Source organism: Acinetobacter piscicola (genome assembly GCF_002233755.1).
In the GTDB taxonomy this organism is placed as follows: domain Bacteria; phylum Pseudomonadota; class Gammaproteobacteria; order Pseudomonadales; family Moraxellaceae; genus Acinetobacter; species Acinetobacter piscicola.
On record NZ_NIFO01000005.1, the window covers coordinates 61,241 to 74,767 of the forward strand.

11 protein-coding genes are annotated in these 13,527 nt (G+C 36.8%); 7 read left to right on the forward strand and 4 right to left on the reverse strand.

Annotation, left to right across the window (positions count from 1 at the left end; genetic code table 11):
- Positions 1–25: 25 nt before the first annotated feature.
- The 4 genes from CDA10_RS10090 to CDA10_RS10105 all read right to left on the reverse strand — a co-directional run bounded on the left by CDA10_RS10090 (position 26) and on the right by CDA10_RS10105 (position 4,683).
- Entirely contained in the window at positions 26–2,665 is a 2,640-nt protein-coding gene (locus tag CDA10_RS10090; RefSeq protein ID WP_089605614.1) for a bifunctional aconitate hydratase 2/2-methylisocitrate dehydratase, read from the reverse strand.
- Between the two features lie 307 nt (positions 2,666–2,972).
- Positions 2,973–3,242 (reverse strand): hypothetical protein, encoded by a 270-nt coding sequence (locus CDA10_RS10095; protein ID WP_089605483.1) that lies wholly within the window; start codon positions 3,240–3,242, stop codon positions 2,973–2,975.
- Between the two features lie 132 nt (positions 3,243–3,374).
- The gene (locus CDA10_RS10100) at positions 3,375–3,749 is read right to left on the reverse strand and encodes a hypothetical protein (RefSeq protein WP_089605484.1); all 375 of its coding nucleotides are present in this window, start codon (positions 3,747–3,749) and stop codon (positions 3,375–3,377) included.
- Positions 3,750–3,918: 169 nt separating this feature from the next.
- On the reverse strand, positions 3,919–4,683 hold the full coding sequence (locus CDA10_RS10105; RefSeq protein ID WP_089605485.1) for a glutathione S-transferase family protein: 765 nt from the start codon (positions 4,681–4,683) through the stop codon (positions 3,919–3,921).
- Positions 4,684–5,061: 378 nt separating this feature from the next.
- Between CDA10_RS10105 and CDA10_RS10110 the strand changes: the two genes are divergently transcribed.
- The 7 genes from CDA10_RS10110 to CDA10_RS10140 all read left to right on the forward strand — a co-directional run bounded on the left by CDA10_RS10110 (position 5,062) and on the right by CDA10_RS10140 (position 13,520).
- Positions 5,062–6,267, forward strand: coding sequence for an SfnB family sulfur acquisition oxidoreductase (locus CDA10_RS10110; RefSeq protein ID WP_089605486.1), 1,206 nt, complete (start codon positions 5,062–5,064; stop codon positions 6,265–6,267).
- 43 nt (positions 6,268–6,310) lie between these two features.
- Positions 6,311–7,555 (forward strand): SfnB family sulfur acquisition oxidoreductase, encoded by a 1,245-nt coding sequence (locus tag CDA10_RS10115; RefSeq protein WP_089605487.1) that lies wholly within the window; start codon positions 6,311–6,313, stop codon positions 7,553–7,555.
- Complete coding sequence (locus tag CDA10_RS10120; protein WP_267284017.1) at positions 7,555–9,018, forward strand: LLM class flavin-dependent oxidoreductase; 1,464 nt, start codon at positions 7,555–7,557, stop codon at positions 9,016–9,018. Before CDA10_RS10115 ends, CDA10_RS10120 begins: the two co-directional genes overlap by 1 nt.
- Before the next feature lie 401 nt (positions 9,019–9,419).
- Positions 9,420–9,614 (forward strand): hypothetical protein, encoded by a 195-nt coding sequence (locus CDA10_RS10125; RefSeq protein ID WP_089605488.1) that lies wholly within the window; start codon positions 9,420–9,422, stop codon positions 9,612–9,614.
- A gap of 138 nt (positions 9,615–9,752) precedes the next feature.
- Positions 9,753–10,721: a ThiF family adenylyltransferase gene (locus CDA10_RS10130; protein WP_089605489.1), complete on the forward strand. Its 969-nt coding sequence runs from the start codon at positions 9,753–9,755 to the stop codon at positions 10,719–10,721.
- A complete protein-coding gene (locus CDA10_RS10135; RefSeq protein WP_089605490.1) occupies positions 10,714–11,181 on the forward strand; it encodes an HIT family protein in 468 nt (155 codons plus the stop codon). Before CDA10_RS10130 ends, CDA10_RS10135 begins: the two co-directional genes overlap by 8 nt.
- A 425-nt stretch (positions 11,182–11,606) precedes the next feature.
- Positions 11,607–13,520: a TonB-dependent siderophore receptor gene (locus CDA10_RS10140; RefSeq protein WP_089605491.1), complete on the forward strand. Its 1,914-nt coding sequence runs from the start codon at positions 11,607–11,609 to the stop codon at positions 13,518–13,520.
- The last annotated feature ends 7 nt before the right edge of the window (positions 13,521–13,527 follow it).

Consider the following 13,527-nt stretch of genomic DNA (forward strand, 5'->3'; position numbering starts at 1 on the left):
CTATTTTGATCTATTTTTCAATAAATTAGCTTAATTGAGCAGCAGCAATTTTCTTAGTATCAACATCTTTAGCAGCATCTGTATACTCGCCCATCTTGTCGAAGTTCAAATATTGGTAAATGTCAGCAGACATGCTGTCGATTTGAGCAGCATATTGTTGATACTCTTCAGGAGAAGGTAATTTACCCAATACCGCAGCTACAGAAGCAAGTTCAGCAGAAGCTAAGTAAACGTTTGCACCTTGACCTAAACGGTTCGGGAAGTTACGAGTAGAAGTCGATACACAAGTTGTGTTCGGTGCTACACGTGCTTGGTTACCCATACATAATGAACAACCTGGCATTTCAGTACGCGCGCCAGCTTTACCATAAATGTTATAGAAACCTTCTTCCATCAATTGGTGTTCATCCATACGAGTAGGAGGAGCAATCCAAAGACGAGTGTTCAACACGCCACCAGGAACTTTTTCAAGTAACTTACCAGTTGCACGGAAGTGACCGATATTCGTCATACATGAACCAACAAATACTTCGTCAATTTTCACGCCTTGAACGTCAGATAACAATTTCGCATCATCTGGATCGTTTGGACAGCAAAGAACTGGCTCAGTAATTGTTGCAAGGTCGATTTCATACACTTTAGTGTATTCAGCATCAGCATCAGCTTTAAGAAGTGATGGATTCGCTAACCATTTTTCCATGTTTTCAACACGACGCGCCATAGTACGAGCATCGCCATAACCTTGAGAAATCATCCACTTCAACATAGTGATGTTTGATTTCAAGTATTCAGCAACTTTCTCTTCAGAAAGCGTGATTGAACAACCAGCAGCTGAACGCTCAGCAGAAGCATCAGAAAGTTCAAATGCTTGCTCGACAGTAAGGTCAGTTTCCATTTCAGTAAGATCGATCTCAAGGATACGACCAGAGAAAATGTTTTTCTTGCCTTTCTTCTCTACAGTCAAGTCACCTTGTTGAATCGCAACATAAGGAATTGCATGTACTAGGTCACGTAGTGTGATACCAGGTTGCATTTTACCTTTGAACTTAACAAGAACAGATTCAGGCATATCAAGTGGCATAACACCAGTTGCAGCAGCAAACGCTACTAGACCAGAACCCGCTGGGAAAGAAATACCGATTGGGAAACGAGTATGCGAGTCACCACCAGTACCAACAGTATCCGGCATTAACATACGGTTTAACCAAGAGTGGATAATACCGTCGCCTGGGCGTAAAGATACACCACCACGGTTCATGATGAAATCAGGAAGCGTGTGTTGCATTTGAACGTCAACTGGCTTTGGATAAGCAGCTGTGTGACAGAAAGACTGCATAACTAGATCAGCAGAGAAACCTAGGCAAGCCAAGTCTTTCAATTCATCACGAGTCATAGGACCTGTTGTATCTTGCGAACCAACAGTTGTCATCTTAGGTTCACAGTAAGTACCAGGAAGTACACCTTGACCTTCAGGAAGACCACAAGCGCGACCTACCATTTTCTGTGCTTGAGTAAAGCCTTTACCTGTTGCAGCAGGTTGAACTGGAACACGGAATAAAGTTGAAGGTGCAAGACCTAAAGCTTCACGCGCTTTAGTTGTCAAGCCACGACCAACGATCAAGTTGATACGACCACCCGCACGTACTTCATCAAGAAGCACTGGAGTTTTCAATTCAGATTCAGCGATTTGCTCGCCTGCTTTGAACGCAGTTACTTTAGCAGCAGCATGATCAATCTTAAGAACGATTTCGTCGCCCATGTTCATGTTCGCAACGTCGATCTCTACAGGTAACGCACCTGCATCTTCCATTGTGTTGAAGAAAATCGGAGCGATTTTAGAACCTAAGCAGTAACCACCGTCTTTTTTGTTCGGGATGTGAGCAATGTCATCACCAAAGAACCAAAGTACAGAGTTCGTTGCAGATTTACGAGATGAACCTGTACCAACAACGTCACCTACGTAAGCAACTTGGTTGCCTTTCGCGATCAATTCTTTGATTTGGTTCAATGGACCAACTTCACCAGGAACTTCTGGGTTGATACCATCACGTACGTTTTTCAACATTGCATTTGCATGTAATGGAATATCTGGACGGCTCCACGCGTCTTGTGCAGGTGACAAGTCATCCGTGTTGGTTTCGCCAGTTACTTTGAAAACTGTAAGTTTAATTTCTTCTGGAACATCTTTGCGGCTAGTGAACCATTCAGCATCAGCCCAAGATTGCATCACTGCTTGCGCATTTGCATTTCCAGCTTTTGCTTTTTCAGCAATGTCATGGAACGCATCAAATACAAGAAGTGTTTTCTTTAATGCTTCTGCAGCTAAACCAGAAAGTGCAGCATCATCAAGCAACTCAACCAAAGGTGCTACGTTATAACCACCAAGCATAGTACCTAGTAAGTAAACCGCACGTTCTTTAGAAACTAATGGAGAAGTTGTTTCACCTTTAGCAACTGCAGTTAAGAAAGCAGCTTTAACGTAAGCAGCTTGGTCAACACCAGCAGGAACACGATTTTCAAGCAAATCAACTAAAAACGCCTCTTCGCCTGCAGGTGGATTTTTTAACAATTCAACCAGGTCAGCAGTCTGAGCATCATCAAGTGGCTTCGGTGGGACTCCGAGTGCGGCACGTTCTGCAACGTGTTGGCGGTAAGCTTCTAGCACGGTCATATTCCTCTTTTTTAAAAAATTGCCTGTGAATTCCAGCTTGTCAAAAGCTTCACTGGCAATATGGACTGTCAAATTTTACTAAAAATCAAGTCAAAAGTTAATGCATACTTCGTGTTTATTCGTGATGACCATTATTTTGTAAATAAATATCTGTCACCCATGTTCAACACTTATTTCCACATTCAACACCATCATATTCTATAATGTAACACCAAATCAGCTTTACTTTTAACGACATTTTGTAGGTATAAAAATGGCAACATAAATGTTGCCATGCTTTTATTACCAAGAATATTCAACCTTAGTGGACAGTTATGTTATTTATATAGTTTTGAAAATCATCACGACAACCTTCAAATTTCATTTGCACTTCATCCTCATGCAGCATGGCATGTTCTGCGCAAGCAAAGGAAATTCTGACTTGGTACAATTTTGCTTGTTCATCAATCGCTTGTTGAAAAAAAACTTGATCACCCAAACTCAAGACGTAATGACTTCCACAAATAACAACAACACCTTGTTCATCTTCCAAGAGCAAATCCGCATTTTGTAAATATGCAACAACTTCCATTTTTACCGCTCCTCTGCTACTTTTTATTGTCTATTTCTATATTTTATATATGCTTTTCTTATTTTATGCTAATCATTTTTTGTGACTAAAAGTATGTGATTTTTCATGATCTATAATATAAAAAACCGCTCTTTAGAACGGTTTGTAATCTGGCATTTTTTTCGGATCGTGTGGTGTATTTAAACACTGTTCAAAAGCTTGTTGTTTAAACTTCGCCTGCACAGCATCTTTATCAGCCTTCAGCTCTGTTTCAGGTAAAGCATAAATCTTTTCTAAATACTCAATCACAAATTGCTTTGTCGTCGCATCTTTTACTTTATTCGCATAATCAACAGCTTCTTTATGCGTAATCCCATTCTGACGATCAAGTGTAATCGAACGAGCAGCATTACCTATACTGGTACAATAGCCTTTCCAAATCTCTTCAGGAGTTGCAGGTTTCTTTTCAGTACAACCGACCATCAATAAAATAGTGCTTATTGCACTTAAAACTACAAGTTTCTGCATTAAAAAATCTCCAAATCCGCTCTATCATACTTAATTTCTAACGATTTTGAAAAATTTCTTCATTGTTATTATTGCTTTTATTTTCAAAAAAATTAATTTTAATATTTTAAAACAATAATATGCCTAACTCACCAAAGACTTTCATCTACTTTGTAAAAAGGTTCAGAAGCTAAATTCCTCGCCAATCTACACGGGCATTACGTTCAGTTGTATAGATTCTTTTCACATATTGACCTAAAGGCAACTCGAGTAAGTATTGTGTATGCTCAGAAAATTCATGTGAAACCGTTTCTATATGTTCTCTTTCCCACGGCGTTGTAGCTAATTCCAATAGTGGCGATAACATTGAACACACAGCAATATCTGCAAGCCCTAAGCGATCACCGACTAAATATCGACATTCGTTATCAATCAACTTCTGATTTAGGTCAATAATCATTTGATCCATAATCAGTTTTGATTCTTCAACTTTTTCTTTATTCAGTTGGTAACTTTTAGAAACCAATGTTTTTAAAATAGGTTTTGAAAATTTCTCGAATTGGCGTAAATAGCCTTTTTCACCAATCATGATATCTAAAGATTCATCACTTTCTGCCAAAGCATGAGCCAGCCCCCAACGTCGAACATGCAAGCCTAATTCATTGGCAATATCATTGATTTCTAAAGCATGTTCACGCAATGCAGGATCAGAACGAAGCAAGCGATGTTCAGGATAAATATCATCAAGATACAGCGCAATTTGTGTTGAGTCCGCGATATAGTGTTCGCCATCTTTGAGAATAGGCAATTTATTTTGCCCTGTTTTTAATTGAGCAAATGCACGATGTACACCAGGAATCAAATTCTGCGCAACATAATCCAGTTCTTTATGATCCAACAACCAACGTGCTTTTTCACTAAAGTGTGAGAGAGGAAATTGGTACAACGTGCGCATGTAGTCTCCAAATTATTCTTTTAATCAGAATCTTAGAAAATTCCTCGTAATTCCGTGTACTTTAGTCATTCATTGCTTAAATTACAATGTCCTTTTTATCCATTTGCTATGTCACTTCTTCAAAGATCTTATGCATTTTATATATCAGTTTATTTAAACGATATGCAGCAATGTGATAATCAATAGGAATGATCGGTATCTAATATACAATCAATTTTAAATAAACAATTTAAAATCAAAAACTTAAATTATCATATTTTATAAATTTATTTGCACTTTTTATTTTTTAATCATTTTTAGATAAGTTAAGCACAATACTTCGTTTAATTTTTACCGCAATATTGCTTAGCGTTTTGGTATCAACTGAATGGTGCCAATATGTCTAGTTTAAACTCATCTCAGCAAGCTTTTGTGATCGAAAACGATCAGCAAGCTTTAAATGCAGCTTACCAAGTTGCAGATTTTGCTTTGATTGAACGAAATCAACGTGATCAACTCCGTATTTTACCTAACGATGTGATTGAACAATTTAGCCTAAAGGGATTAGGCGGAATTCGTATTGCCAAAAAATACGGTGGCGCTGCTATTTCTAATGTGACCTTGGCGCATGTTTTCCGTATTTTATCGAAAGCAGATGCCAGTGTTGGGCAAATTCCTCAGAATCAGTTTGGTCTACTCAATGCGATTGAAAGTATTGCCAATGAAAAGCAAAAACAGTTTATTTATACCGAAATTTTAAAAGGTAAACGTCTTGCCAATGGTGGGCCAGAGCGCAATACCAAAGACAGTAAAACCATTGCCACACGTTTAGATCAAATCAACGGTCAATATCTATTAAATGGTGAAAAGTTTTATTCTACAGGTGCATCTTTTGCGGATTGGCTTGCCATACGTGCCATCGATGCTACTGGTAAAACTGTTCTGAATATTATTGATGCAAAAGCTGAAGGGGTTGAAATCGTCAATGATTGGGACGGTTTTGGACAACGTACAACAGCAAGTGGCACGGTTAAACTTAAAAATGTGGTGGTTAATCCTGATTTAATTTTAGATGAAAAACCATTGGCTGACCCTCGTAAATATCGTGGTGCATATTCTCAACTGATCCAAGTTGCAATCGATGTAGGCATTGCTGAGGCAGCATTTGCAGACACCTTATCTGCAATTCATAAAGCACGTCCAATCGTGGATGCCAATGTCGAAAAAGCCAGTTTTGAAGCTTATACCCTACAAGAAGTGGGCAAACTCGATATTTTGCTCAATGCAGCCGTCCTATTACTAGATGAAGCTGCTGAATATCTTGATCAGCTTGATTCACAAGACATTGTCAGTCCAGAGCAAGCCAGTAAAGCCTCGATTATCGTTGCTGAAGCTAAAGTCTATGCCAATGATGCAGCGCTACAGATTTCAGAAAAACTTTTGGAATTAGGTGGCAGTCGCTCCAGTTTAGAAATTCACAATTTAGATCAACATTGGCGTAATGCACGTGTACATACCCTGCATGATCCTGTGCGCTGGAAACATTACGCAATTGGTCATTTTTATTTGAATGGCACGCAAGATCAAAGGCATGCGTGGATTTAATCGTCAGATTTAACAGGCAAAACAAACATTCAAGGAAAATAAAATGACAACTTACCAAGATATTCATAAAGTTTTAGACGCAGAAAATACAGCTTTTACGCAGGCACATATTATCCAGTCTGATGCAGAGGCATTGGAAATCGCAGAACAGCTCAGTCAGCAATTTAAACTAAATGCAGTTTCTCGTGATACCGCACGTGAACTTCCTTTTGACGAAATTGAAGCATTTAGCCAATCTGGTTTATGGGCAATTACCGTTCCCAAACAATACGGCGGTGCCGATGTATCCAGTCATACTGTTGCAAAAATTATTGCCCTTTTTAGTGGTGCAGATGGCTCAATTGGGCAAATTCCACAAAATCATTTTTATGCATTAGAAGTATTGCGCAATACAGGTACAGATGCGCAAAAACAAAAACTCTACAGCGAAGTATTAAATGGCGCACGCTTTGGTAATGCATTATCAGAGTTTAAAACTAAGACTGCAGCTCAAAAGCATACGCAAATCACTCCATCTAAACGCAACAATACGCAGGGCTTTGAGGTCAATGGAGAAAAGTTCTATTGCACAGGCAGTCTTTTCGCACATCGTATTCCCACCCTTGTACGCGATGCCGATGATCGTGAATATTTAGCATTTATTCCATCCGATGCGCAAGGCTTACAACGCATAGATGATTGGTCTGGTTTTGGGCAAAAAACCACAGGCAGTGGTACTGTAAAATTTAATCAGGTCTTTGTAGATGCTGAAGATGTGATTGTCTTTGATACAGCATTTTCAAACCCAACACTGGTTGGGCCTTTTGCGCAAATTATGCATGCAGCAATTGAAACAGGGATTGCAAGAGCTGCATTTGAAGAAACACTTCAACGTGTCAAACAAGCGCGTGCATGGATTGATGCCAATGTGGAACGTGCCGACCAAGATCCTTTAACCATTTATGAAATTGGAAAGATTGCTGCGGATGTACGTGCTAGCGAAGTGCTCTTAAAACAAGCAGCACAGTCTATTGATGCAGCAAAACCAAACCCAACTGCTGAAAATATTGCCAAAGCCTCTATAGATGTTGCCAAAGTCCGTGCGCATAGCACCGAAACAGCCTTGAAAGCCTCATCAAAACTGATTGAGTTGGCAGGTAGTCGTGGTAGCCAACGTGCAGATGGCCTAGACCGTCATTGGCGTAATGCACGTGTACATACGCTGCATGATGCTTCTCGTTGGAAATATTATTTTATTGGAAATTATGTCTTGAACAATATTCTTCCACCACGTCGAGGAACATTGTAATGAGTAATAATATTCAAAATACTGAAATTCATACAGAAACGAACACAGAAATAAACAACGCCAAGAAAAAGATTCTTCTAAATGCCTTTGATATGAATAGTGTAGGACATATCAATCATGGTTTATGGGCACATCCACGAGATGAGTCACATCGTTTTAATGAGTTGGGTTATTGGACAGATTTAGCCAAAACGTTAGAACGTGGTCTGTTTGATGGTTTATTTATTGCAGATATCACAGGGACTTATGATGTCTATCAAAATGGTATCGATTTAACCCTTAGAGAATCGATTCAACTCCCAAGCCACGACCCTGCTACTTTGGTTTCTGCTATGGCTTCTGTCACAGAAAATTTAGGTTTTGGGGTAACGGTGAATTTAAGTTATGAAACGCCTTATCAGTTTGCACGTCGTTTTGGTAGTTTAGATCATCTGACTCAAGGCCGTATTGGCTGGAATATTGTCACAGGTTACTTAGACAGTGCTGAACGCTTAATCGGTCAAAAAGGTTTAAAAGACCATGATTTACGCTATGAACAGGCTGAAGAGTTTTTGGAGCTTTGCTACAAGTTTTGGGAAGGCTCTTGGGAAAATGATGCTGTCTTAAAAGATAAGCAAAAACGTATTTTCACAGATCCAAGCAAAGTGCATTCAATTCAGCATCATGGCCGTTTTTACCAAAGCGAAGGCGTATTTCAAGTTTCACCATCTCCGCAACGAACGCCTGTACTCTTCCAAGCAGGGGCTTCACCACGTGGATTGGTTTTTTCAACACGCCATGCAGAATGTGTTTTCATTGGTGGCGATCACCCTGAAAAAATTAAACAGCAGGTGGATAAAATCCGAGAACTTGCGACCCAGCAAGGGCGCCAACCTGAAGATGTAAAAATCTTTGTTGGAATTACCGTTGTGACTGCTGAAACAGATCTCTTGGCTCAACAAAAGTTGGCTGAATATATCCGCTATGCAAGTCCTGAAGCCGGTTTGGCACATTACTCAAGCTCTGTGGGTATTGACCTATCTAAATATGCCGATGATGAAGCTATTCCTTACCAACAGACCAATAGTATTGCTTCTGTAAATCACAAGTTTAAGGAAAAGAAAATCACACCTAACGACCTAAAAGCACAACATATTTTAGGTGGTCGTTATCCACTGTTTGTCGGTAGTGGTGAAACCGTCGCTAAACAGCTGATTCAGTTGATGGATGAAACAGGAATTGATGGCTTTAACCTAACACGAACCGTTGCACCTGAGTCACATCATGATTTTATTGATTTTGTTATTCCTGAATTACAGCAACGTGGTCGATTTAAAACAAAATACCACCAAGGCTCTTTGAGAAATAAAATTTTCAAGCAAGGCAATCATTTAACGACGCAGCACCCTGCTGCTCATTTCCGATGTCAAAACCCAAAGCAATCAAAAGCACAACAATTCGACTTATCCAAGCAAAGCGCTTAAACAACATTAAAAATTTAATTTATAAAGGGTGTTCACATGACACAAACCAATGCATCGCCAAAGGATGTAACAAACAATTGTCTAAATATATTATTTCAGCAACGCCAATATAGCTTTGTTGTAAAAAATGAATAATAAATTTCTTGCGAAAGTATCTTTTTAACTGATTTTTAAATTAACTAAAACGTTATGAGCCACCAGTTAGAGCTGTTTAAAATTAGACTCACACAAAAAGTCTCATGTTCTGAATAATTCCTTAACAATTGTCTTATATTTTTAACAGTCTGACCACCAGATATCAAAAAAAAATAATTAGAGCTTGACACTTTTTTTATAAAATTATATAAAAAAAGGGCTTTAAATAATAAAGCATTAAAAATAAATAATTTTGGAGAATCAAAATGAAAAAATCACAACTTCTATTAATATCATCTATTTTGTTAACTGCTCAAGTTGAAGCACAAACTGTGCCTTCCACTCAACAATTATCAAAAACAAATGAAAATGCTGAAGTTTCAGAAAATATTTTAGCAGCAAGTTGTAAAATGATGGATAATGAAAGCTTTGCTCGCATTATGACTGCTCGTTGTAACTAATATACTAAACAAATAAGTTTAATATATTTCCATGGTAGATTTTTAAAAAAAATCTACCATTTGTACTAAAAACAACCGATCCCCATTTAATGAAATGCAAAATATAATTTATAACTTTATACCATAAAAAGAGGTATCATGGATTCAATTTTCACTATTATAAATTCAGAGAATGTAACTATTGAAAAAGGTCTTGTGTATGTTAATAATAAATCAATAGGATTAATATGCCCGACTGTTCTTGAAGGTTTTACAGATGATAAGATAACACACATTTTTGGGCCTAAAGGAATTTCAGAAATATTAGATTATAATCCAGAAAAAATTTTGGAGTCCTTAATCGATGTTGGAGCAATTATTTTTGGAGCTACCGAAGACGAAGTATTACTCTCTAAGAAATACATTGATGATCCAGTATATAGTCGAACTTTTTCATATATATCTTCATCAGTTAAAAACTGCTCAGAATTAAACCAAGCTATGAATTATATTATTAATGCTAAAGTAGCGATAATAGGATGTGGAGGTATTGGGTCTATTTCAGCAATTTTATTGGCAGGTGCTGGAATAAAAAATTTGACATTAATTGATGGAGATACTATTGAGAAAAGTAATTTAAATCGTCAAATTTTATGGAATAAAAATGATATTGGAAAATTTAAAATTGATGTATTAAACAAAGTTATTAATGACAGATTTGATGGTATTAATTGTCAATTAATATTTGAAAAAATATCAGAAAATATGAAATTAAATACTAATTTTGATATAATTATTGTAACAGCTGATGAGCCACTAAGCTTGTATAAAAATTTAATGGAAAGTAATAAACATTTACCCCCTACTAACTTTATAGGTTCTGGTTATGTTCAAAATAATCTCACATTAACTATTGGTAACCTATATAAAAATCATGAAACTAAAGATAATTTTTTTTGGAAAAGAAATCCTTTTTTCATAGGACCCAGTTTTGGTCCATCAAATATTGAATTAGCAGGTATTATTTCATCTTTTGCATTAAACAAAATTGCTCATAATTCTAATGTAAGTAGTTTCTCATCAATATGGGACTCCACAAAATTTCCTAGGGAGATATTAAGTGTCTGAAAACTGTATTTTTTGCAAAATTGTAAATAATGAATTACCTCATCATCTTATTGATAGTAATGAAAAATTTATGGCTTTTCTAACTATATTTCCAAATACCCTAGGTGCAACTGTCATCATACCAAAAAAACATTATTCTAGTTATGCATTTGATTTAAGTGATGATACTCTATCTGAATTAGTTATATATTCAAAAAAAATTGCACAGAAATTGGATAATTTTTTTGAAGATGTCGGTAGAACAGCATTAGTTTTTGAAGGTTTTGGGGTTGATCATGTTCATGCCAAACTGTTTCCAATGCATGGAACTAAACTAACACATGAAAATTGGAAGCCTATAAAATCTTCTGTAGAAAAATTTTTTGATCAATATGAAGGATACATTTCTTCCCATGATTTTAAAAGAGAAGATGACTCGAAGCTAGCTTTATTAGCTGAAAAAATTAGAAACTTTGAATGACTATTTCTCAAATTGACAACTTTAGTATAGCTAGAGATGACTATGCATTAATTATGTAAAATATTTTAGTGTAGCCTTTTAGATAGTTACAAAAGGCTACGGCTGGTAAATTCAGCATTTATTATAAAGAATTTCATTATTTTTCATCCCACAGCTACGATTAATATCTTTTATTTAATAACTAAGAGGGATTAGATTCTCTAAGATAAAGAGTAAAGCTAGTAAATAATAAACCAGTAACCACAGGAATGTAAATGATTGTATATGTTAAATTTGAATATCTTAAAATTTCAAACTAACTATCCTATAAAGATAATTAGTTACTAAGTCATTATTATTTTAAATGATAAATCTTTCAAAGATATTACCGTATAGCACAAAATAAACTTTATAAATTTAAAAATACATACAAGGGAATTGTATATATGCGTTACCGTTTCAATATAGGTTTTTTCATATTTATTGTCTCAAGTACATGCTACGCCGAACAAGCTGTCGATCAAAATGCAGTGACCTCTGCAGAAGATGCTTTTGGCGTAACTGTCGGTACTGAATCTCTAGGGGTTTATAACAATAGTAATGTTAGGGGGTTCTCACCAAACGCAGCAGGAAATTATCGTATCGAAGGATTATATTTTGACCGACAAGCCAGTATAAATAATCGTATACAATCTGGTTCAAGTATTCGAGTTGGTTCTGCCGCTCAAGGTTATGCCTTTCCATCACCCACAGGAATTATTGATATTCATTTAAAAGACAGCGGTAATGAAAGCTCTTTTAAACCGAAAGTAACCTATGGAGCATACGGGACTTACGGTATTGAACTTGATGGAAAAATGCCAATCATTGAAGATAAATTCAGTGTTGCTGCAGGAACATCTGCTTTTAAAAACTACTATGGTGATGGGGGGAATTCTTCATCAGCATCGTTTGGTATTGTACCTCGTTGGAAACCAGACCCTCGAATCGAAGTAATATTTTTTGCAGGTAGTAGCTATTATTTTGATGAAACCACACCCGGTACTTATATTACCGATGGTAAATTTTTTCCCAATAATATCAAACGGGGTCATTATCCAGGTCCAGAATGGGCTATATCAGATTCGATAAGTACCAATTTAGGGACAATTGCAAAAGGTGCTTTTGGTGAATGGACTGTCCGAATGGGAAGATTTTATTCACAATTTGATATAGAAACGTCTTACGCAAACCTGTTTAAGTTAAGTGAGAATGGTGATATAGCTCGAACTATTGTTGCATACCCGTCTTCTAAATCTTCATCCTCAAGTGGTGAAATTCGAGTTTCACGGTCATTTGATGAAGGTCCTCGTAAACACTTACTTACGGCTTCACTACGTGATCGAACTGTAGATAGTACTTACGGTGGAGGAGACAGTGCTAATTTTGAAACAAATAATATCAATGATGCAATAAACCCTACCCGTCCTAATTTTCAATTTGGTTTGAAAACTAAGGATACGATTAAACAAGTGACAGGTGCCGCATCTTATGGGCTTGTGTGGGATCATATTGGTCAAGCCACTCTAGGCTTACAACGGACATCTTATAACAAAGAAGTAAATGATCCAGATGCACCTTTCAGTAAGAAAAGTAATGATTTGTGGCTACCATCTTTAAGTATTTCAGCACCCATTACTCAAAATATTTCCTTTTATACAAGTTATGTCAAAGGTGTAGAAGATGCAGGTGTTGCACCCAGTTACGCAGAGAATGGTAATCAAGTCTTAGCTGCAATCCAAACAAAACAGTGGGATGCTGGTATACAATGGAAATTGGGTAAGCAATCTAATTTTATTCTAGGTTATTACGATATTGAAAAACCTTATCTTGCTTTGAGCCAATCCAATCATTATGGGACTTTAGGTAAAGAAGTTCATCAAGGTTTTGAGTTGAGCCTAACCACAAATCCTATTCAAGATTTAACGATAGTTGCTGGTGCTGTGCTATCAAAACCACGTGTGAGTGATGTGATTTCAACAAATGAAACAATTGGTAAACGACCAGTTGCCCAATCTGATTATATTGCTCAATTGAGTTTAGATTATAATTTGCCGTTCTTGGAAAATATGTCGATTGATGCGAGTGTGAATTATCAAAGCAGCCAAGCAGCAACTGTTGATAATGTGATGATTTTACCAAGCTATATCACCCTAGATTTAGGCGCACGTTATCAATTTAAAATAGGCAATACGCCGATAAGACTGCGTGTCCTAGCAACCAATCTCACCAATAAATATACATATGCTGTTCTAGGAAATGGTGTCTATGAACCGATTGAAAAGTTAGGCGTTTCAGCATCGCTCTCTACTCAATTTTAAATTTTAT

Bases quoted from the DNA above. Each gene is read 5' to 3' on its own strand.
- CDA10_RS10120 (WP_267284017.1), top strand. From the start codon at position 7,555: ATGAGTAATAATATTCAAAATACTGAAATTCATACAGAAACGAACACA.
- CDA10_RS10095 (WP_089605483.1), bottom strand. From the start codon at position 3,242: ATGGAAGTTGTTGCATATTTACAAAATGCGGATTTGCTCTTGGAAGAT.
- CDA10_RS10100 (WP_089605484.1), bottom strand. From the start codon at position 3,749: ATGCAGAAACTTGTAGTTTTAAGTGCAATAAGCACTATTTTATTGATG.
- CDA10_RS10125 (WP_089605488.1), top strand. From the start codon at position 9,420: ATGAAAAAATCACAACTTCTATTAATATCATCTATTTTGTTAACTGCT.
- CDA10_RS10130 (WP_089605489.1), top strand. From the start codon at position 9,753: ATGGATTCAATTTTCACTATTATAAATTCAGAGAATGTAACTATTGAA.
- CDA10_RS10140 (WP_089605491.1), top strand. From the start codon at position 11,607: ATGCGTTACCGTTTCAATATAGGTTTTTTCATATTTATTGTCTCAAGT.
- CDA10_RS10115 (WP_089605487.1), top strand. From the start codon at position 6,311: ATGACAACTTACCAAGATATTCATAAAGTTTTAGACGCAGAAAATACA.
- CDA10_RS10110 (WP_089605486.1), top strand. From the start codon at position 5,062: ATGTCTAGTTTAAACTCATCTCAGCAAGCTTTTGTGATCGAAAACGAT.
- CDA10_RS10105 (WP_089605485.1), bottom strand. From the start codon at position 4,683: ATGCGCACGTTGTACCAATTTCCTCTCTCACACTTTAGTGAAAAAGCA.